The 18,561-nt window shown below is 66.4% G+C and carries 18 protein-coding genes; 2 read left to right on the top strand and 16 right to left on the bottom strand.

Features of this window, described 5'->3' with window-relative positions:
- Positions 1 to 104: 104 nt before the first annotated feature.
- Together AB4850_RS17220 and AB4850_RS17215 are read right to left on the bottom strand one after the other, a co-directional pair.
- The gene (locus tag AB4850_RS17220; RefSeq protein WP_414444230.1) at positions 105 to 758 is read right to left on the bottom strand and encodes a methionine ABC transporter permease; all 654 of its coding nucleotides are present in this window, start codon (positions 756 to 758) and stop codon (positions 105 to 107) included.
- Positions 748 to 1,782: a methionine ABC transporter ATP-binding protein gene (locus AB4850_RS17215; protein ID WP_414444229.1), complete on the bottom strand. Its 1,035-nt coding sequence runs from the start codon at positions 1,780 to 1,782 to the stop codon at positions 748 to 750. The genes AB4850_RS17220 and AB4850_RS17215 overlap by 11 nt, the downstream gene beginning before the upstream one ends.
- A gap of 291 nt (positions 1,783 to 2,073) precedes the next feature.
- Between AB4850_RS17215 and AB4850_RS17210 the strand changes: the two genes are divergently transcribed.
- Positions 2,074 to 2,907, top strand: a complete 834-nt coding sequence (locus tag AB4850_RS17210; RefSeq protein ID WP_414445537.1) for a lysophospholipase — start codon at positions 2,074 to 2,076, stop codon at positions 2,905 to 2,907.
- A 40-nt stretch (positions 2,908 to 2,947) separates the two neighbouring features.
- On the opposite strand, the gene AB4850_RS17205 is transcribed toward AB4850_RS17210, so the two are convergent.
- The gene (locus AB4850_RS17205; protein WP_414444228.1) at positions 2,948 to 3,871 is read right to left on the bottom strand and encodes a histone deacetylase family protein; all 924 of its coding nucleotides are present in this window, start codon (positions 3,869 to 3,871) and stop codon (positions 2,948 to 2,950) included.
- A gap of 179 nt (positions 3,872 to 4,050) precedes the next feature.
- Here AB4850_RS17205 and mltB point away from each other — a divergent pair, with 179 nt between their 5' ends.
- Entirely contained in the window at positions 4,051 to 5,310 is a 1,260-nt protein-coding gene (gene mltB, locus AB4850_RS17200; RefSeq protein WP_414444227.1) for a lytic murein transglycosylase B, read from the top strand.
- A 106-nt stretch (positions 5,311 to 5,416) separates the two neighbouring features.
- On the opposite strand, the gene cysM is transcribed toward mltB, so the two are convergent.
- The 13 genes from cysM to pheA form a co-directional block, all read right to left on the bottom strand.
- Positions 5,417 to 6,319, bottom strand: coding sequence for a cysteine synthase CysM (gene cysM / locus AB4850_RS17195; protein ID WP_414444226.1), 903 nt, complete (start codon positions 6,317 to 6,319; stop codon positions 5,417 to 5,419).
- Positions 6,320 to 6,574: 255 nt separating this feature from the next.
- Entirely contained in the window at positions 6,575 to 6,892 is a 318-nt protein-coding gene (locus tag AB4850_RS17190) for a ComEA family DNA-binding protein (RefSeq protein WP_414444225.1), read from the bottom strand.
- 74 nt (positions 6,893 to 6,966) lie between these two features.
- Complete coding sequence (gene rfaD / locus AB4850_RS17185; protein ID WP_414444224.1) at positions 6,967 to 7,959, bottom strand: ADP-glyceromanno-heptose 6-epimerase; 993 nt, start codon at positions 7,957 to 7,959, stop codon at positions 6,967 to 6,969.
- A 51-nt stretch (positions 7,960 to 8,010) separates the two neighbouring features.
- Positions 8,011 to 8,988, bottom strand: a complete 978-nt coding sequence (rfaE1, locus tag AB4850_RS17180; RefSeq protein ID WP_414444223.1) for a D-glycero-beta-D-manno-heptose-7-phosphate kinase — start codon at positions 8,986 to 8,988, stop codon at positions 8,011 to 8,013.
- Positions 8,957 to 10,357: a UDP-glucose dehydrogenase family protein gene (locus tag AB4850_RS17175; RefSeq protein WP_414444222.1), complete on the bottom strand. Its 1,401-nt coding sequence runs from the start codon at positions 10,355 to 10,357 to the stop codon at positions 8,957 to 8,959. Before AB4850_RS17175 ends, rfaE1 begins: the two co-directional genes overlap by 32 nt.
- A 48-nt stretch (positions 10,358 to 10,405) precedes the next feature.
- On the bottom strand, positions 10,406 to 11,578 hold the full coding sequence (gene lapB / locus AB4850_RS17170) for a lipopolysaccharide assembly protein LapB (RefSeq protein WP_414444221.1): 1,173 nt from the start codon (positions 11,576 to 11,578) through the stop codon (positions 10,406 to 10,408).
- A 48-nt stretch (positions 11,579 to 11,626) separates the two neighbouring features.
- Entirely contained in the window at positions 11,627 to 11,917 is a 291-nt protein-coding gene (locus AB4850_RS17165; protein WP_414444220.1) for a LapA family protein, read from the bottom strand.
- Between the two features lie 268 nt (positions 11,918 to 12,185).
- Complete coding sequence (locus tag AB4850_RS17160; protein ID WP_414444219.1) at positions 12,186 to 12,506, bottom strand: integration host factor subunit beta; 321 nt, start codon at positions 12,504 to 12,506, stop codon at positions 12,186 to 12,188.
- A 22-nt stretch (positions 12,507 to 12,528) separates the two neighbouring features.
- Positions 12,529 to 14,241: a 30S ribosomal protein S1 gene (gene rpsA, locus AB4850_RS17155; protein ID WP_414444218.1), complete on the bottom strand. Its 1,713-nt coding sequence runs from the start codon at positions 14,239 to 14,241 to the stop codon at positions 12,529 to 12,531.
- Positions 14,242 to 14,412: 171 nt separating this feature from the next.
- Positions 14,413 to 15,102, bottom strand: a complete 690-nt coding sequence (cmk, locus tag AB4850_RS17150) for a (d)CMP kinase (protein ID WP_414445536.1) — start codon at positions 15,100 to 15,102, stop codon at positions 14,413 to 14,415.
- A 23-nt stretch (positions 15,103 to 15,125) separates the two neighbouring features.
- Positions 15,126 to 16,427, bottom strand: a complete 1,302-nt coding sequence (gene aroA / locus AB4850_RS17145; RefSeq protein ID WP_414444217.1) for a 3-phosphoshikimate 1-carboxyvinyltransferase — start codon at positions 16,425 to 16,427, stop codon at positions 15,126 to 15,128.
- Positions 16,428 to 16,448: 21 nt separating this feature from the next.
- Positions 16,449 to 17,375 (bottom strand): prephenate dehydrogenase, encoded by a 927-nt coding sequence (locus tag AB4850_RS17140; protein WP_414444216.1) that lies wholly within the window; start codon positions 17,373 to 17,375, stop codon positions 16,449 to 16,451.
- 95 nt (positions 17,376 to 17,470) lie between these two features.
- Complete coding sequence (pheA, locus tag AB4850_RS17135; RefSeq protein WP_414444215.1) at positions 17,471 to 18,553, bottom strand: prephenate dehydratase; 1,083 nt, start codon at positions 18,551 to 18,553, stop codon at positions 17,471 to 17,473.
- Positions 18,554 to 18,561: the final 8 nt, after the last annotated feature.

The following is an 18,561-nucleotide window of genomic DNA, read 5'->3' as shown; positions in this document are numbered from 1 at the left end:
CAAGCCCGGGTTCTGGACCCTCGCCTCTAATCGGCGGCACGCGCCATGCTGCGCACCGCCCGGGACTGCCTGGCCGGCCGGCACGCGGCCGGCTGGCGTCCCTGTCAACGGTGGCTCAGGCGACGCACCAGCCAGTCGCCGAACGACTGCACGATCTGCACGAACACGATCAGGATCGCCACGACCGTCCACATCACGTCCGGCTCGTAGCGCTGATAGCCATAGCGGATGCCGAGATCGCCCAGGCCGCCGCCGCCGATCGCGCCGGCCATCGCCGAATAGCCGACCAGCGAGACGAACGTGATGGTCAGGCCGGCGACGATGCCGGGCCATGCCTCGGGCAGCAGCACCTTGAACACGATCTGGCGCGTGGTGGCGCCCATCGCCAGCGCCGCCTCGATCAGGCCCCGATCGACCTCGCGCAGCGCCGTCTCGACCAGCCGCGCGATGAACGGCGCGGAGGCCAGCGTCAGCGGCACCACGGCTGCGGCCGTGCCGATCGACGAGCCGACGATCAGCCGCGTGAACGGAATCACGGCGACCAGCAGGATGATGAACGGCGTCGAGCGCACCGCATTGACGAAGCCGCCGAGCAGGCGGTTGACGGCGAGGTTCTGCAGCACGCCCTGACGGTCGGTCAGATAGAGCAGCACGCCGAGCGGCAGCCCGACCAGCGCGCCGACCACGCCGGAGATGCCGACCATGATCAGCGTCTCCCAGAACGACTGCACGAACATATCCAGCATTTCACTCAACATGCGACAACTCCTCGACCACCACGCCCTGCTCGCGCAGATACGCGAGCGCTTCGCCGACCTTGCCCGGTTCGCCGCCCGCGAGCACCGCGAGCGAGCCGAACGGCTGGCCCTGGATCTCGTCGATCTGGCCATGCAGGATGTTGAAATCCAGTTCGTAGCGGCGGATGGTTTCCGACAGGATCGGCTGGTCGACGCCGTTGCCGGCAAACGCCAGGCGCAGCAGATGGCTGCGGCCGCCCTTGAGCTTCTCGGCGACGCGCGCCCTCAGCGCCGGCGGCAGCTCCTGCGCGATCACGTCGCCGATCAGCGCGCGCGTGACTTCGTGATGCGGCTGCATGAACACGTCGATGACCGGGCCGGTTTCCACCACGCGGCCTGCGTCGAGCACGGCCACGCGGTCGCACACCTGCTTGATCACTTCCATCTGGTGCGTGATCAGCACGATCGTCAGGCCGAGTTCGCGGTTGATCTTGCGCAGCAGGTCGAGAATCGCACGCGTGGTTTCGGGATCGAGCGCCGAGGTGGCTTCGTCCGACAGCAGCACCTTCGGCTTGCTGGCCAGCGCGCGGGCGATGCCGACGCGCTGTTTCTGGCCGCCGCTGATCTGCGACGGATAGCGATCCTTCTGCGCCGTCAGCCCCACCAGATCGAGGAGCGGCAGCACGGTCGCGTCGATCTGGGCGCGCTTCGCGCCGGCCAGCTCCAGCGGCAGCGCGACGTTCTGGTAGACGGTGCGCGACGACAGCAAATTGAAGTGCTGGAAGATCATGCCGATGTCGCGGCGCGCGGCGCGCAACGCGTCGGCGGACAAGCGCACCAGGTCGCGGCCGTCGACCACCACCTCGCCCTCGCTCGGGCGCGTCAGCAGGTTGATGGTGCGCACCAGCGTGCTCTTGCCGGCGCCGCTGCGGCCGATGATGCCGAACACCTCGCCGCGGGGAATCGTCAGATTGACGTTGCGCAGCGCTTCGGTCCAGCCTTGCGGCCCGGGGAATCGCTGCGACAGGTTACGAATTTCGATCATGTAAACAAAACGGCGGAAGCTGCGAGGCCGATCGTGTCGGGCATCGCCGGCTGCCGCCGTCATATCCGGGAATAGCCGCGCAGTTTACCGCACACACCTCATTTCCCTTAATAATCGATTCCGCTTCTTTCATAACCTGCGGAAATTAGAGGCGTCCATCCGTACCGCGCGATGACGGCGCGACTATGATCATCCGCACTTCCATCCGCCCTATCGGAGACACGCGCGATGAACGCCACGCTTCCCCCGTCGGGGCATGCAGGACCTTCAGCAGCAGCAGTCGGTGCAAGCGTGCGCACGGCCGACGGCATCGAGCTGGCCGCCTGGCGCTGGCGGGCGGGCGACACGCCACGGGCGACGGTCGCGCTGCTCCACGGGCTGGGCGAACACGCGCGCCGCTACGACGCGCTGGCCGGCAGGCTGAACGCGGCCGGCATCGAACTGGTGGCCGTCGACCTGCGCGGCCACGGCCGCTCGCCCGGCCCGCGCGCCTGGGTCGAACGGTTCGACCGCTATCTCGACGATGCCGACGCGCTCGTCGATTTCGCCACCCACGCCGGCAGCGCTCACGGCACGGCGCCGTTGTTCCTGATGGGACACAGCATGGGCGGCGCGATCGCCGCGCTCTACGCGATCGAGCGCGCGAACGTGCGGGGGCGCCGCTTCGCCGGGCTGATCCTGTCGAGCCCGGCACTTGCCCCCGGCCGCGACGTGCCGCGCTGGATGCTGGCCGCGAGCCGCTTCATCAGCCGCGTGTGGCCGCGCTTTCCGGCGCTGAAGATCGACGCGGCGCTGCTCTCGCGCGACCCGGCCGTGGTGGCCGCCAATCGCGCCGATCCGCTCGTGCATCACGGCGCGGTGCCCGCGCGCACCGGCGCGGAAATCCTGGTGGCGATGGAGCGAATTGCGCGCGGCCGGGCGTCGTTGGCGTTACCCACGCTCATCTACCACGGCACGGCCGACAAGCTGACCGAGCCCGAAGGCAGCCGCGAGTTCGGCGTGCAGGCCGGGCCGGCCGACAGGACGCTGACGCTCTACGACGGCAACTATCACGAGACGATGAACGACCTCGAACGCGAGCGCGTGATCGGCGCGCTGATCGGCTGGATCGTGGCGAGAAGCTGAACGACGGCGGCCGCGACGGGCGCCGCGACGCCGGCCGCGCTCAGATCCCGGCCAGCGTGCGCAGATGCGCGACCACGCTGCGCCCGAGCGCCGACAGGTTGTAGCCGCCTTCGAGGCAACTGACGATGCGGCCCTGCGCATGACGCCGCGCCACGTCGCAGATCTGCGCGGTCAGCCATTCGTAGTCGGCCTCCACCAGCCCCATGCGCCCGAGATCGTCCTCGCGATGCGCGTCGAAGCCGGCCGACACGAACAGCATCTGCGGACGAAACGCCTCGAGCCGCGGCATCCACAGCAAATCCACCGTCTCGCGGATCGTCATGCCGTTGGTGCGTGCCGGCACCGGCACGTTGACCATGTTCGCGGCCGGGTGCTCGGTGCCCGAGAACGGGAACAGCGGATGCTGGAAGAAGCTGCACATCAGCACCCGCGGGTCGTTCGCGAACGCGGCCTCGGTGCCGTTGCCGTGATGCACGTCGAAATCGATCACGGCGACCCGTTCGAGCCCGTGCACGTCGAGCGCATGGCGCGCCGCGATCGCCACGTTGTTGAAGAAGCAGAAGCCCATCGCGCGCGCCGGCTCGGCGTGATGGCCGGGCGGCCGCACGCTGCAGAACGCGTTGTCGTAGCGCCCCTCGATCACCGCGTCGGTGGCCGCGATCGCCGCGCCGGCCGCGCGCAACGCGGCGCGCCACGTGTGCGGGTTCATCGAGGTGTCGGGGTCGAGCGTGAAGTAGCCGGCGTCGGGGATGTTCGAGCGCAGGTAGTCGATGTGCGCGTGCGTATGAACGCGCGCCAGATCCGCCTCGCTCGCGAGCGGCGCGCTCTCGTGTTCGATCAGGTCGTCGATCCGGCTGGCGATCAGTTGATCCTGGATCGCCGACAGCCGCGACGGGCATTCCGGATGCCACTCGCCCATCTCGTGCAGCAGACAATCGGGATGCGTGTAAAAAGCGGTTGCCATTGACGTGTGTCGCGACACGAGCGAAGCCGGTGCCGCGAGTCTCCTTCGATGATGACGACGCGTCGTCGCGCGCGGATTCGCCGCTAACTTACCACATTGGCCCCGGCACCAAACCGATGCGCGAAAAGCGTCAGTTATACTGCCCCGAACTCAACCGCGCTGTCCTTCCTCCGGTTCCCATGACTCTCCGATCGTCCGCCGTCTCCCCTTCGCTTCGTTCGCCTTCTCGCTTTCCGCTCAAGAGCCTGGTGCTCGCTGCAGCCGTCGCGACGCTGGCCGCATGCGCGCAGACGCCGGCCGGCCCGCAGGCCGCGCAACCGGCCGGCGCGATCGCCACCGCACCGGCAAACGCCGCAGCCGGCACGCCGGTGGCGGCGCCCGTGGTCGCCACCGTGCCTTCGGCGGCAGCGCCACAGCCGTCGCCGGCCATCGGCCTGTCGCCGTCGGAAGAACAGATCGTGCCGCAGCAGTATGCGAACAATCCGAAAGTCGATGCCTTCATCAACGAAATCGCCGCGCGCGACGGGCTCGATCCGGCGCGCCTACACGCATTGTTTGCCAGTGCGAACTATTCGGCGACGGCCGTGCGCCTCGTGCGTCCGGCCCAGTCGCCGTCGGTCAAGAACTGGCGCGTCTATCAATCGCGCTTTCTCGACACGATCCGCATCAACGCCGGCGTGAAGTTCTGGCGTGCGAATCAGGCCACGCTGCAGCGCGCCTCGAACGAATTCGGCGTGCCGCCCGAAGTGATCGTTGGCATCATCGGCGTGGAGACGATCTACGGCCGCTTCATGGGCAACTTCCCGACGCTCGACGCGCTGACCACGCTGGCCTTCGACTACCCGGACACGCCGAACCGCGACGACCGCCAGGCAACCTTCCGCAAGAACCTCGAGGATTTCCTCGTCTGGACGCGCGACAGCCAGATCGATCCGACCAGCGTGAAGGGCTCCTACACGGGTGCGATCGGCATTCCGCAGTTCCTGCCGAGCAGCATCCGCAGCTATGCCGTCGACTACGAAGGCACCGGCCAGATCAACCTGCGCACCAGCACGGCCGACGCGATCGGCAGCGTGGCGAACTATCTTAAGCAGCACGGCTGGGAGCCGGGCCGCCCGGTGGTGTGGAACATCGCGTCCGACGCGGGCAGCCAGGGCGTGGCGCAAGCCGCCGCCGACGGCAAGCCCGAGCCGCACCTGCAACTGTCGCAACTGACGCAGGCCGGCCTCGTGCTCGACGAGCCGTCGGTCAATGCGGCCGCCGAAGCGGGCACGCCGGTGCTGGTGATCGACCTGCCGAGCCCGGGCCGCGCCACCGAGTACAAGATCGGCCTGAAGAATTTCTACGTGCTGACGCGCTACAACCGCAGCTTCTTCTACGCGCTGTCCGTGTATCAATTGGGCGAACGCGTGAAGCAGAAGATGCTCGCGACGCAGTAAGCCGTATGGCGCCAAGCCACGCCACAAAGAAAAAGCGCCGTTCTTCAACGGCGCTTCTTTCATGGGCGCGCCGTCATGCGAGGCGCGCCGGATGCGATGCGAACGCTCAGGCCGGGAACACGCCCGTCGACAGATAACGGTCGCCGCGGTCGCACACGATGAACACGATCGTCGCGTTCTCGACCTGACGCGCGATGCGCATCGCCACTTCGCACGCGCCGCCCGACGAGATGCCGCAGAAAATGCCTTCGACGGCCGCCAGCTTGCGCGCCATCGCTTCCGAGGCGGCCTGGCTCACGTTCTCGACGCGATCGACGCGGCTGCGGTCGAAGATCGACGGCATGTAGGCTTCGGGCCACTTGCGGATGCCCGGAATGCGCGAGCCGTCCTCGGGCTGCGCGCCGACGATCTCGACCTTCTCGTTCTGGCTCTTCAGGAACTGCGAGGTGCCCATGATGGTGCCCGTCGTGCCCATCGCCGATACGAAGTGCGTGATGCGGCCTTCGGTATCGCGCCAGATTTCGGGGCCGGTGGTTTCGACGTGGGCGAGCGGATTGTCGGGATTGGCGAACTGATCGAGGATCACGCCCTTGCCTTCGCGCTGCATCTGGTCGGCCAGATCGCGCGCCAGCTCCATGCCGCCCTTGGTGGGCGTGAGCACGATTTCGGCGCCGTAGGCAGCCATGCTCTGACGGCGCTCGACCGAGAGATCTTCCGGCATGACCAGCAGCATCTTGTAGCCGCGCACCGCCGCGGCCATCGCCAGCGCGATGCCGGTGTTGCCGCTGGTCGCCTCGATCAGCGTGTCGCCCGGCTTGATCCGGCCACGCTCCTCGGCCTTGCGGATCATCGACAGCGCGGGCCGGTCCTTCACCGAACCGGCCGGATTGTTGCCTTCGAGCTTCGCGAGGATCACGTTGTTGCGCGAGCGAATCTCGTCGTCCGGCACCCGGACGAGCTGCACGAGCGGCGTGTTGCCGATCGTGTCTTCGATAGTTTTGTAAGCCATGAACGTAATGTGGATGCGAGGCCGATGAATCCGAAGATTGTAATCCAGCGTCGGATCCGCCGTGCGGGGCGGAATCGCGGCCGGGCGGGAAGACGCTACGCGCGCTCGGCGCCGCACCGGCGCATCACGCAAAAAACCCGCGACAGCGCCGCGGGAATCCGTCGACCAGCGACGGCTGAAGGAGCCATGACGGCATGATGCAAGCCGCGCGCCCAACGCGACCCGCCTGACCGGGCGAAGCCGGCTACTTATCGATCACTTGCCGGACAGCTTCGCCGGCGCCGCCGTAGCGCCGCGCGCGGCCGGCGCCTTCGCGGCACCGATCGTCAGGCCGTCGGACACGAGCCGCTCGACCGACTTCTCGCCGATACCGCTCACGCGTCGCGCGAGATCGGCGGCATCCTTGAACGGCCCATGCGCGGTGCGCTCGTCGACGATCGCCTTGGCCTTCGCCGGACCGATGCCCTTGATGCCGCGCAGCGCATCGTCGCTCGCCTGATTGACGTCGACCGCGGCCCACGCCTGAGCCAGCCCCGCGCAACACATCGCCACCACCAGAATCTTCTTCAGCATCCGGATCTCCCATCAAGAAAAACGGCCGGCGGCTGCCGACCGTGAGACCCAGTGTAGGGACGATCCGACCTGGCTTACAGCTGGCCGAACAGCCAGCGCACGTAACGGTCGACGCCTTCCTGCACCGTCAGGAACGGTGCGTCGTAACCGGCCACGCGCAGCTTGCCCTGATCGGCCTGCGTGAAGCATTGATACTTGCCGCGCAGCGCGTCGGGGAACGGCACGTATTCGATGAGCCCCTGCTCGACCTGCTGGGCCAGCGTCAGCGGCGGCTGGCCGTCGAGCGCGCGCAGCGTGTTGACCACCGAGGTGGCGATGTCGTTGAACGGCTGGGCGCGGCCCGTGCCGAGGTTGAAGATGCCCGACTTCTCCGGATGATCGAAGAAGAACAGGTTGACCTTCACGACATCCTCGACCGAGACGAAATCGCGCGTCTGCTCGCCGGGCGCATAGCCGTTGTACTCGCCGAACAGCTTGACCTTGCCCTCGGCGCGGAACTGGTTGAAGTTGTGAAACGCCACCGAGGCCATGCGGCCCTTGTGGGTTTCGCGCGCGCCATACACGTTGAAGTAGCGAAAGCCCGCGATCTGGCTCTTCGCGTCGGGCAACACGCGGCGGATCACCTGATCGAACAGGAACTTCGAATAGCCGTACACGTTCAGCGGCGCTTCCACCTCGCGATCCTCGACAAAGCGCGTCGAGCCGCCGTAGATCGCCGCCGACGACGCGTACAGAAACTGCGTGCCGTTCGCCAGGCAGGTGTCGAGCACCGCGCGGCTGTAGCGGAAGTTGTTGTCCATCATGTAGCGGCCGTCGGTTTCCATCGTGTCCGAACAGGCGCCTTCATGGAACACCGCGCGCACCTTGCCGAAATCGCCGCGCTGGAAGCGCTCGACGAACTCGGTCTTGTCGAGGTAGTCGTCGATTTCGCAATCGACGAGGTTCTTGAACTTGTCTGCGCGGGTCAGGTTGTCGACCGCGATGATGCGCGTTTCGCCGCGCTCGTTGAGCGCCTTGACGAGATTCGCGCCGATGAAACCGGCTGCGCCGGTGACGATGAGCGTCATGATCGTCCTTCTCGGAAAGTGAATGAAGCGGGCGGCTGGCCGCCCGCTTGCTCAGTTGAACAGTTCGCCGTATTCGACCGTGGCCGTGCCGAGCTTGGCCACCACGATGCCGGCCGCGCGATTCGCGAGCATCACGGCTTCATCCAGCGTGAGGCCCGCGCCGAGCATGGCCGCCACCGTCGCGATCACGGTGTCGCCCGCGCCCGACACATCGAACACCTCGCGCGCGAGCGCCGGCACGTTCAGCTCGCCCGCGTCGGAGTAGAGCGTCATGCCCTCTTCCGAGCGCGTCAGCAGCAGCGCGTCGAGCGCCAGCGAGGTGCGCAGCTCGCGCACGCGTGCGCGCAGGTCGTCCTCGGAATGCCAGCGGCCTACCACCTCGCGCAATTCGGCGCGATTCGGCGTGATCAGCGAAGCGCCGCGATAGCGCGCCCAATCGGTGCCCTTCGGATCGACCAGCACCGGCAGCCCGGCCGCGCGCGCATTGGCGATCATCGTCGTCACGTGCGTGAGGCCGCCCTTGGCGTAGTCGGACATCAGCACCACGCCATGCGTGGGCAGCAGCGTGTCGAAGCGCGCCAGGCCGGCCAGCAGCACTTCGTGCTGCGGCGAGGCCTCGAAATCGACGCGCAGCAATTGCTGCTGCTGCGCGAGCACGCGCAGCTTGATGGTGGTCGGCAGTTGCGCGTCGCGTTCGAGGTGCGTTTCGACACCGCTCTCGCCGAGCAGGCCGACGATGCGCTCACCCGGCTCGTCGGTGCCGACCACGCACAGCAGGCCGGCATTCGCGCCCAGCGTGACGATGTTGCGCGCCACGTTGGCCGCGCCGCCGAGCCGCTCTTCCTGGCGCTGCACGTGCACCACCGGCACCGGCGCCTCGGGCGAGATGCGGTTCACGTTGCCGAACCAGTAGCGGTCGAGCATGACGTCGCCCACCACCAGCACGCGCGACTTCGCCAGCCGCTCGCGCGACACCGTGGCGACGTTCGATGCGGCCTCAGCCGCGCGCGGAGGATTGAGCTGCGACATGCGGACGTCCGATTGCGTGGTAATCGATCCCGAGTTCGGCCAGCGCCTCGGGTTCGTAGAGATTGCGGCCGTCGAAGATCACGGGCGCATTCAGCACCGATTTCAGATGCGCGAAATCGGGGCTCTTGAATTCCTTCCATTCGGTGACGACGACCAGCGCATCCGCGCCCGCCACCGCCTCTTCCTTGGTGGCGACGAAGTTCAGGCCCGCCAGCGCGGCCTCGTTGCCGGCGAAGTCGAGCGCGAACACGCGCCGCGCCTCGTCGATCGCGACCGGATCGTAGGCGCGCACCGAGGCGCCGCGCTCCAGCAGCGAGGCGATCAGCGTGCGGCTCGGCGCCTCGCGCATGTCGTCGGTGTTCGGCTTGAACGCGAGGCCCCACACGGCGAAACTGCGGCCGGCCAGATCGGCGCCGAACTGCTTTTCGATCTTCGCCAGCAGCACGCTTTTCTGTGCGTGGTTGACGGCCTCGACGGCGTCGAGAATGCGCAGCGGCTGGCCGTTTTCGGCGGCCGTGCGGATCAGCGCCTGCACGTCCTTCGGGAAACACGAGCCGCCGTAACCGACGCCCGCGTAGAGGAAGTGATAGCCGATGCGCGGATCGGAACCGATGCCGCGCCGGACCGATTCGATATCGGCGCCGACGCGCTCGGCCAGGTTCGACATCTCGTTCATGAACGAGATGCGCGTGGCCAGCATCGCATTGGCCGCGTACTTGGTGAATTCGGCCGATCGCACGTCCATGTAGATGGTGCGTTCGTGGTTGCGGTTGAACGGCGCGTAGAGCTTCTTCATCTTCTCGCGCGCGATCGTGCCGGCGGCATCGTCGTCCACACCGATGATGATCCGGTCGGGCCGCATGAAATCCTCGACGGCCGCGCCTTCCTTCAGAAACTCGGGGTTCGACACCACCGAAAAACGGTGCGCGGCGCTGTCCGCCAGGCCGCGCGCGGCCAACGCCTGCTCGACCACGCCGCCGACGCGCTGGGCCGTGCCGACCGGCACCGTCGACTTGTCGACGATCACCTTCGCGCCCGCCATGTAGCGGCCGATGTTGCGCGCCGCTTCGAGCACGTATTGCAGGTCGGCCGAGCCATCCTCGTCGGGCGGCGTGCCGACCGCGATGAACTGGATCTCGCCATGCGCGACGCTCGCCTCGATGTCGGTCGAGAACGTGATCCGGCCGGCCGCGCGCGTGCGCGCGATGATTTCCTGCAGCCCCGGCTCGTGGATCGGAATGCCGCCGTTATTGAGGATCTCGATCTTGCGCGGATCGACGTCGAGACAGAACACGTCATGGCCGATCTCCGCGAGGCAGGCGCCCGTGACGAGACCGACATAGCCGGTGCCGATGATGGTGATTTTCATAGGTTTCCCGGTGATTCGTTCCGGAGGTTGAGCAGAATTCCGTGCCTACTAATTCGAGACGCCGGCTTCGACGCGCCGCGGTGCGTAGGTTTCCCAGCCGCTGCAGCCCGGGCATTGCCAGTAGAACAGCCGCGCCCGGAACCCGCAGTCGTGGCAGGTATAGCGCGGCAGGTTCTTGGTGCGCTGCTTGACCAGCGTGCGCATCATCTCCAGCTCCGCCCGCCGCGGCTCGTCGGCCGTGGCGATCTGGGCGTCGAGCAGGTGGAGCATACCCGACAGATTCGGCGCCTTCTGCATCTGGGTGCGCGCCAGCGTATGCGCGACATCGGCACCGCGCAACTCGGACACGTACTGGAACACCACGTCGAGCAGGTCGTTCGACGGATAGCGATCGGCATAGCCGGTCAGCAGCGCTGCGCCCTCGGCAGCGCGGTCGAGCGCCAGATACGACTTCATGAGCTTCTCGGCCACCAACGGCAGATACGCGGCGTTCTGCTGCTCGACGCGCTGCCAATGGCCGATCGCGGCCTCGTGATGGCCGGCTGCCGCGGCCACGTCGCCCGACAGGATGGTGGCACGCACGTTCTGCGGATTGACGGCGAGCGCGTCGCGCAACTGGCTGCCGGCCGCCTCGGCGTTCTTCTTCGCCAAAGCCTCCTGCGCCAGTTCGCAATGAAACTGCGCGATTTCCGTGGCCAGCGAGCCACCGTCCATCGATTCGATCTTGCCGGCTGTCTGGATCGACTTGTTCCAGTCCTTCTCGATGCCGTAGATCGTCAGCAGCGCACGCTGCGCGCCGAGCGCGTAATCGCCGTCGGCCAGCATGTGGAACGATTCCTCGGCGCGGTCGAGCAGGCCGGCCTTGAGGAAATCCTGGCCCAGTTCGTAGAGCGCGTGGTCGCGTTCGTTGACGGGCAGGTCGTTGCGGTTCAACAGATTCTGATGCACCCGGATCGCGCGATCGGTTTCACCGCGGCGGCGAAACAGGTTGCCGAGCGCGAAGTGCAGTTCGACCGTTTCGGGATCGAGCTTGGCCACCTCGATGAACGCATCGATGGCTTGATCGGGCTGCTCGTTGAGCAGGAAATTGAGGCCGCGAAAATACGAGCGCGGCAGGCTAGCGCTTTCGGACAGCAGCTTCTTGAGGTCGTAGCGCGACGCCATCCAGCCGAATGCGAACGCAACGGGGATGGCCAGCAGCCACCAGAAATCCAGATCCATGAGGTATCGAAGCAATGCCGGGCCCGCGCAAGGCGGCCCGGCTAATCGTTAAATGACGGGCGGCATCGGTTGATCGATCACCACCGGCGTTTCCCGGGCCGAGCGCAGGTCGCGCTTCAGGCGACCGTTTTCGAGGCGCATTCGCAGCACGGCCGGCAGCGCCGACAACAGGCCGGCAACCAGGCCCACGACAAAGAACGCGAGGCCGATCAGGATCAGCGGCGCCTGCCAGGCATAACCGGCAAGGAAATTGAGCGTGGTGCTTTGCGTATTGGCCAGCGCCAGTACGAGCAACAGCACGAACACCAGCACACGGATCAGCCAGACAACGAATTTCATGAAGCCCTCCTGTGATGTTGCGCGGGCGGCATCCTGCCCCGCCGCGTCTGAAGTGCCAGTATTGTAATGGAAGCGTTTCGCGATCCGTGAATCCGATCTCGGGCGGCCTGCGCCATCGCACGCATCGCGATGCGCTTCGCATTCCGATGCGTCGCCAACCGCGGCATCGCAGTGGCGTGGCGAACAGGAAACGGCGAGCAATAAAAAAAGCGCCCCGAGGGGCGCTTTTTACAGCCATGCCAGCGGGCAGGGCTTCGGGCGATGACGCTTACTCATCGTCGCCGCTGTCGTTCTTCAACGGTTCGCCGGCGCGGCCATCGACGCGTTCACGCAATTCCTTGCCGGGCTTGAAGTGCGGTACGAACTTCTCGGGTACCTGCACTTTCTCGCCCGACTTCGGATTGCGGCCCACGCGAGCCGGACGGCGGTTGAGACCAAAGCTGCCGAAGCCGCGAATTTCGATGCGATGGCCTTTCGCCAAAGCGTCAGACATCGCATCGAGCATCGTTTTCACCGCGAAATCCGCATCCTTGAGGACAAGTTGCGGAAATCGCGTTGCCAACTGGGCGACCAACTCTGATTTGGTCATACTTCAGCAGACCTCGCGAGGCTTACTGGTTCTGGCCGTCGAGCTTTGCCTTCAGCAGCGCGCCGAGGTTCGTCGTGCCGCTTGCTGCTGCGCTGACTTCGGTTTGCATGCCGCGGATGGCTTCTTGCTGCTCGGCCGAATCCTTCGCCTTGATCGACAGGTTGATGCCACGCGACTTGCGATCGATGTTGATCACCATGGCGTTGACCTTGTCGCCTTCCTTCAGCACGTTGCGAGCATCTTCCACGCGGTCTTGCGAGATTTCCGAAGCGCGCAGGTAGCCTTCGATATCGCCCGACAGCGTCACGACTGCACCCTTCGCGTCGACCGTCTTCACGACGCCGTCGACGATCGAGCCCTTGTCGTTCATGGCAACGTAGTTGCTGAACGGGTCGCCTTCGAGCTGCTTGATACCCAGCGAGATGCGTTCCTTTTCGACGTCGATACCCAGAACGATGGCTTCGACTTCGTCGCCCTTCTTGTACTTGCGAACGGCTTCTTCGCCCGTCTCGCTCCAGGACAGATCCGAGAGGTGGACCAGGCCGTCGATGCCGCCCGGCAGACCGATGAACACGCCGAAGTCGGTGATCGACTTGATTGCGCCCGTAATCTTGTCGCCCTTCTTGAAGTTGCGGCTGAAGTCATCCCACGGATTCGGCTTGCATTGCTTCATGCCGAGGCTGATACGACGACGATCTTCGTCGATTTCCAGGACCATGACTTCGACTTCGTCGCCGAGCTGAACAACCTTCGACGGGGCGACGTTCTTGTTTGTCCAATCCATTTCGGATACGTGGACCAGGCCTTCGATGCCCGATTCCACTTCGACGAATGCGCCGTAGTCGGTGATGTTCGTGACCTTGCCGAACAGGCGCGTGCCCGACGGGTAACGGCGCGAGATGCCTTCCCACGGATCGTCGCCCAGTTGCTTGATGCCCAGCGAGACGCGGTTCTTCTCTTGGTCGAACTTGAGGATCTTCGCGGTGACTTCCTGGCCAACCGAGAGGACTTCGCTCGGGTGACGCACGCGACGCCATGCGATGTCGGTGATGTGCAGCAGGCCGTCGATGCCGCCCAGATCCACGAATGCGCCGTAATCGGTGATGTTCTTGACCACGCCGTTGACGATCGCGCCTTCCTTCAGCGTTTCGAGCAGCTTGGCGCGCTCTTCGCCTTGGGTCGCTTCGATCACGGCACGACGCGACAGCACGACGTTGTTACGCTTGCGGTCGAGCTTGATGACGCGGAATTCGAGCGTCTTGCCTTCGTACGGGGTCGTGTCCTTGACCGGACGCGTATCGACCAGCGAACCCGGCAGGAACGCGCGGATGCCGTTGACCATCACGGTCATGCCGCCCTTCACCTTGCCCGTGATGGTGCCGGTGACGAGTTCGTTGTTGTCGAGAGCCTTTTCCAGCGAGAGCCACGAGGCCAGGCGCTTGGCCTTGTCGCGCGACAGGATCGTGTCGCCGTAGCCGTTTTCCAGCGCGTCGATCGCGACGGAAACGAAATCGCCCGACTGAACCTCAACCTCGCCCTGATCGTTCAGGAATTCCTCGATGGGAATGTAGGCCTCGGACTTGAGACCCGCGTTGACGACCACGAAGTTGTGGTCGACACGGACGACTTCGGCGGAGATCACTTCGCCGGCGCGCATGTCTTGACGGGTCAGCGACTCTTCGAACAGGGCCGCAAAGGATTCGGTATTCGGGGTGGAGGTTTGCAGATCGGACATAAAAATCGAATTGTGCGTGGTGTCGCGCCGTCTCGTACCTCGGCCACCTGGCCGGGTTGGCGAAGCGAAAGCCACACGGGGTTAAGGGTTGAAACACGCTTTCGGCACCGGCCCTTGCCGGCTACTCGAAGCACCTGCTGCCACTACGGGTACTGCCACTGCATACGTTGCTCAGACGACGGAACCGAATGCTTCCCGATGCCACGTCAGAACCTGTTCGACCGCTTCTTCGACCGACAGGCCCGACGTATCGAGCAGCTTCGCATCCGCCGCGGGCTTGAGCGGCGCGGCCGCGCGGTTGCTGTCTCGCGCGTCCCGCTCACGCAAATCCCGGAGCAAGTCATCTATATTAGCAGAAAAACCTTTTTGCATCAATTGCTTATGTCGGCGCGCGGCACGGGCCTCGACGCTCGCGGTCAGGAACACCTTCAGGCCCGCGTCCGGGAAGATCACGGTGCCCATGTCGCGGCCGTCCGCGACCAGCCCCGGGGTCTTGCGAAACGCCCGCTGACGCGCCACCAGCGCGGCGCGCACGGTTTGGTGGACGGCGATCGCGGAGGCGCGGTTACCCACCGCCTCGGCGCGGATCTGGTCCGACACGTCCACACCATCGAGCTGGGCGCAGCCCTCGCGGAACGTGATGTGCAGGTCGTCGATCAGCTTCGCCAGCCCCGGCTCGTCGTCGGGTTCGATCCCGTAGCGCTGGCTGGCGAGCGCCGCGAGCCGGTACAGCGCGCCGCTGTCGAGCAGGTGAAAGCCGAGGTGCGCGGCCACCAGCGCGGCAACCGTGCCCTTGCCGGACGCGGTGGGGCCGTCGATCGCAATGACGGGCGTGGGATGGAAAGGTCGAGTCGATTTCATCTGAACAAACGTGCCTCGGGGGCTCAGGGCTTCGCGAGCGCGGTGAAGCGGTCGAAATAATCGGGGAAGGTCTTGGCGACGCACTTCGGATCGTTGATGCGCACCGGCACGCCGCCAAGGCTCACGAGCGAGAAACACATCGCCATGCGGTGATCGTCGTAGGTATCGATGGCCGCGTTCGGCAGCAGCACGGCGGGCGGCGTGACGACCAGGTAGTCGGCGCCCTCCTCCACGGTCGCGCCGACCTTGCGCAGCTCGATCGCCATCGCGGCGATCCGGTCGGTTTCCTTGACGCGCCAGCTCGCGATGTTGCGCAGCGTGCTGGGGCCGTCGGCGAACAGCGCGGCCACCGCGATCGTCATGGCCGCGTCGGGAATCAGGTTGAAATCCATGTCGATCGGTTCGAGCCGGCCGTGATCGTGGCCGATGCCGCGCACTTCGATCCAGTCGTCGCCCATCGACACGTTGGCGCCCATCTGCATCAGTGCGGCCGCAAAGCCGACGTCGCCCTGGATGCTGGCGCGGCCCACGCCCTCGACGCGCAACGGGCCACCGCCCAGCGCGCCCGCGGCGAGGAAATACGAGGCCGACGAGGCGTCGCCCTCGACCATGATCGTGCCCGGCGAGCGGTAACGCGCGGCCGGCACCGTGAAACGCGCCCAGCCGTCGCGCTCGACCGTCACGCCGAAGCGCGCCATCAGCTTGATGGTGATCTCGATATAGGGCTTCGAGATCAGTTCGCCGTCGATCTCGACGACGCTCGCGCCACCCGGCGTGCCGACCAGCGGCAGCGTCATCAGCAGCGCGGTCAGGAACTGGCTCGACACGTCGCCGCGCACGCGGATCGGCGCATCGACGGCAATCGCGGCCGGGCGGATGCGCAGCGGCGGATAGCCTTCGTTCTGCTCGTAGTCGATCGCGGCGCCGATCTGGCGCAGCCCGTCGACGAGATCGCGGATCGGCCGTTCATGCATGCGCGGCACGCCGTGCACGCGGTAATCGCCGCCGTTGACGGCCAGCGCGGCGGTCAACGGGCGCACCGCCGTGCCGGCGTTGCCGAGGAACAGGTCGGCGGTCTTGACCGGAAACGCGCCGCCCGTGCCGGTGACCACGCAGGTGTCGCCGTCGCGCTCGAGCGGCACGCCAAGCGTGCCGAGCGCCGCGAGCATCACGCGCGTGTCGTCGGAATCGAGCAGGTTGGTGATCGTCGTGGCGCCCTCGGACAGCGCGGCCAGCAGCAGCACGCGGTTCGAGATGCTCTTGGAGCCGGGCAGACGGACCGTGCCCGACGCGCGGGAATACGGGCCGAGATCGAGGAATTCCATATGAAGCCTGTAGAGATCCGGTTAAGACTGAACGGGGCCGGCAGCCGGCTTGCCGCCGCGCTCCTGCCAGGCCGTGCGCGCGGCGCGCGAACGGACGAACACGGCTTCGAGCGCCGCGCCGTCGCCGGCGTCGATGGCCGCGCGCAAGCGCCCGAGCACCTGCGTGTAGGCGTCGAGCTCGTCGAGCAGCGCCGCACGGTTCGCCACGCAGACATCGCGCCACATTTCGGGGCTCGATGCGGCGATCCGCGTGAAATCGCGAAACCCGCCGGCCGCGAACGAGAACTTCAGCTCCGCATCCGATTCGCCGAGGATCTGCTCGACCAGGGCGAACGACAGCACGTGCGGCAGATGACTGACGGCCGCGAACACGCGATCGTGCTGCTCGGGCGCCATGGTGCGGACCACCGCGCCGGTGGCCTGCCACATCGACTCGATGCGCGCGACCGACGCCGGCGCATTCTCGGGCAGCGCACAGATCACGACATTGCGGCCGACATACAGATCGGGCAGCGCGGCCTCGACGCCGCTCGATTCGCGCCCGGCGATCGGGTGGGCCGGCACGAACTGCGCGATTCGCGCGCCGAGCGCCTCGCGCGCGGCGGCGACCACGTCCGACTTGGTGCTGCCGGCATCGGTCACGATCGTGGCCGGATCGAGGAACGGCGCGATGCGCGCGAGCAGCGGGCCGGTTTGCGCGACCGGCACGGCCAGCAGCACCACGTCGGCGCCATCGAGCGCGGCGCACAGTTGCGCGTCGTCGTCGAGCGCGGCGATGGCATCGACCACGCCGAGCTCGCGGGCGCGTTCGACCGAGGCGGGCGAACGGCCCACGCCGATCACGCGGCCGGCCTGCACGGCGCCGCGCTCGCGCAGCGCGCGGGCGAGCGAGCCACCGATCAGGCCGACGCCGAACACCACCAGTTTGTTGAACGAAAAGTCAGACACGGCAGCCGCCTGGTAAAAACGCGCGGGCACCAGCCCACGCGCGAAATGAACGAACGGCCTTGCGTCGCGGCACACGCGGGCAAAGCCGCGGCGCGTCAGCGGGCGCGCGGGTACGAACCGAGGACCTTCAGGAACGCGGCCTTGCCGCCCAGTTCCGTCAACGCCGCCGCCACCTGCTCGCTGTCGCGGTGGCCTTCGATGTCGATGTAGAAGTAGTACTCCCAGGTGCCGACGCGCGCCGGACGCGATTCGAAGCGCGTCATCGACACGCCGTGCCGTGCGAGCGGTTCGAGCAGCTTGAACACGGCGCCCGGCTCGTTCTTCACCGAGACGATCAACGAGGTCTGATCGCAACCGCTGGGCCCGGTCGGCGCCTTGCCGATCACGACGAAGCGGGTGCGGTTGTGCGGATCGTCCTGGATCATCGAGTAGGCGATCTGCAGGCCGTAATGCAGCGCCGCGCGATCGCCGGCGATCGCCGCGACGCTTGGATCGTCGGCAGCCAGACGCGCAGCCTCGGCATTGCTGGCCACCGCCTGACGCTCCAGATGCGGCGCGTTCGCGGCCAGCCAGCGCTGACACTGCGCCAGTGCCTGCGGATGCGCGCAGACGCGCTTCACGCCGTCGAGCGTGCCGGCCCGCGACATCAGGTTGTGATGAATCGGCAGCGACAGCTCGCCGCCGATCAGCAGTTGCGTATGCAGCAGCAGATCGAGCGTGCGCGACACCGCGCCTTCGGACGAATTCTCGACCGGCACGATGCCGAACTCCGACGCGCCGGCTTCGACGCCGCGGAACACCTCGTCGATCGACGGACACGGCAGCCCTTCGATCGACTGGCCGAAATACTCGAACATCGCCTGTTCGCTATAGGTGCCGATCGGCCCGAGGAACGAAACGTGGATGGTTTTTTCGAGCGCGCGGCTGGCGGCCATGATCTCGCGCCAGATCGCATTGATGTGCTCACCGGCCAGCGGGCCCGCGCTCATGTCCTGCAGACGCGCGATCACCTGCTGCTCGCGCTCGGGGCGAAACACCGGCGCGTTGAATTCCTTTTTGACGTCGCCGACTTCGAGCGCAACTGCGGCGCGCTGGTTCAGCAGCGCGATCAGTTGCGTATCGATCGCATCGATGCGCTCGCGCAGCGGTTTGAGGCGGGAATTGAGTTCGTCGTCCATGCTCGTTA

Origin of the sequence: Burkholderia sp. 22PA0106 (genome assembly GCF_047497155.1) — a bacterium.
Taxonomy (GTDB): Bacteria; Pseudomonadota; Gammaproteobacteria; order Burkholderiales; family Burkholderiaceae; genus Burkholderia.
Note: the sequence above shows the minus strand (reverse complement) of the source record. Positions and strands in the feature narration are given on the sequence as shown.

Coding starts and splice junctions, on each gene's coding strand:
- AB4850_RS17165 (WP_414444220.1), bottom strand. CDS start 11,917: ATGAAATTCGTTGTCTGGCTGATCCGTGTGCTGGTGTTCGTGCTGTTG.
- AB4850_RS17190 (WP_414444225.1), bottom strand. CDS start 6,892: ATGCTGAAGAAGATTCTGGTGGTGGCGATGTGTTGCGCGGGGCTGGCT.
- rfaE1 (WP_414444223.1), bottom strand. CDS start 8,988: ATGTCGCAGCTCAATCCTCCGCGCGCGGCTGAGGCCGCATCGAACGTC.
- aroA (WP_414444217.1), bottom strand. CDS start 16,427: ATGGAATTCCTCGATCTCGGCCCGTATTCCCGCGCGTCGGGCACGGTC.
- AB4850_RS17160 (WP_414444219.1), bottom strand. CDS start 12,506: ATGACCAAATCAGAGTTGGTCGCCCAGTTGGCAACGCGATTTCCGCAA.
- cysM (WP_414444226.1), bottom strand. CDS start 6,319: ATGGCTTACAAAACTATCGAAGACACGATCGGCAACACGCCGCTCGTG.
- cmk (WP_414445536.1), bottom strand. CDS start 15,102: ATGAAATCGACTCGACCTTTCCATCCCACGCCCGTCATTGCGATCGAC.
- rfaD (WP_414444224.1), bottom strand. CDS start 7,959: ATGACGCTCATCGTCACCGGCGCAGCCGGTTTCATCGGCGCGAATCTC.
- AB4850_RS17215 (WP_414444229.1), bottom strand. CDS start 1,782: ATGATCGAAATTCGTAACCTGTCGCAGCGATTCCCCGGGCCGCAAGGC.
- AB4850_RS17175 (WP_414444222.1), bottom strand. CDS start 10,357: ATGAAAATCACCATCATCGGCACCGGCTATGTCGGTCTCGTCACGGGC.
- lapB (WP_414444221.1), bottom strand. CDS start 11,578: ATGGATCTGGATTTCTGGTGGCTGCTGGCCATCCCCGTTGCGTTCGCA.
- AB4850_RS17220 (WP_414444230.1), bottom strand. CDS start 758: ATGTTGAGTGAAATGCTGGATATGTTCGTGCAGTCGTTCTGGGAGACG.
- pheA (WP_414444215.1), bottom strand. CDS start 18,553: ATGGACGACGAACTCAATTCCCGCCTCAAACCGCTGCGCGAGCGCATC.
- AB4850_RS17205 (WP_414444228.1), bottom strand. CDS start 3,871: ATGGCAACCGCTTTTTACACGCATCCCGATTGTCTGCTGCACGAGATG.
- mltB (WP_414444227.1), top strand. CDS start 4,051: ATGACTCTCCGATCGTCCGCCGTCTCCCCTTCGCTTCGTTCGCCTTCT.
- rpsA (WP_414444218.1), bottom strand. CDS start 14,241: ATGTCCGATCTGCAAACCTCCACCCCGAATACCGAATCCTTTGCGGCC.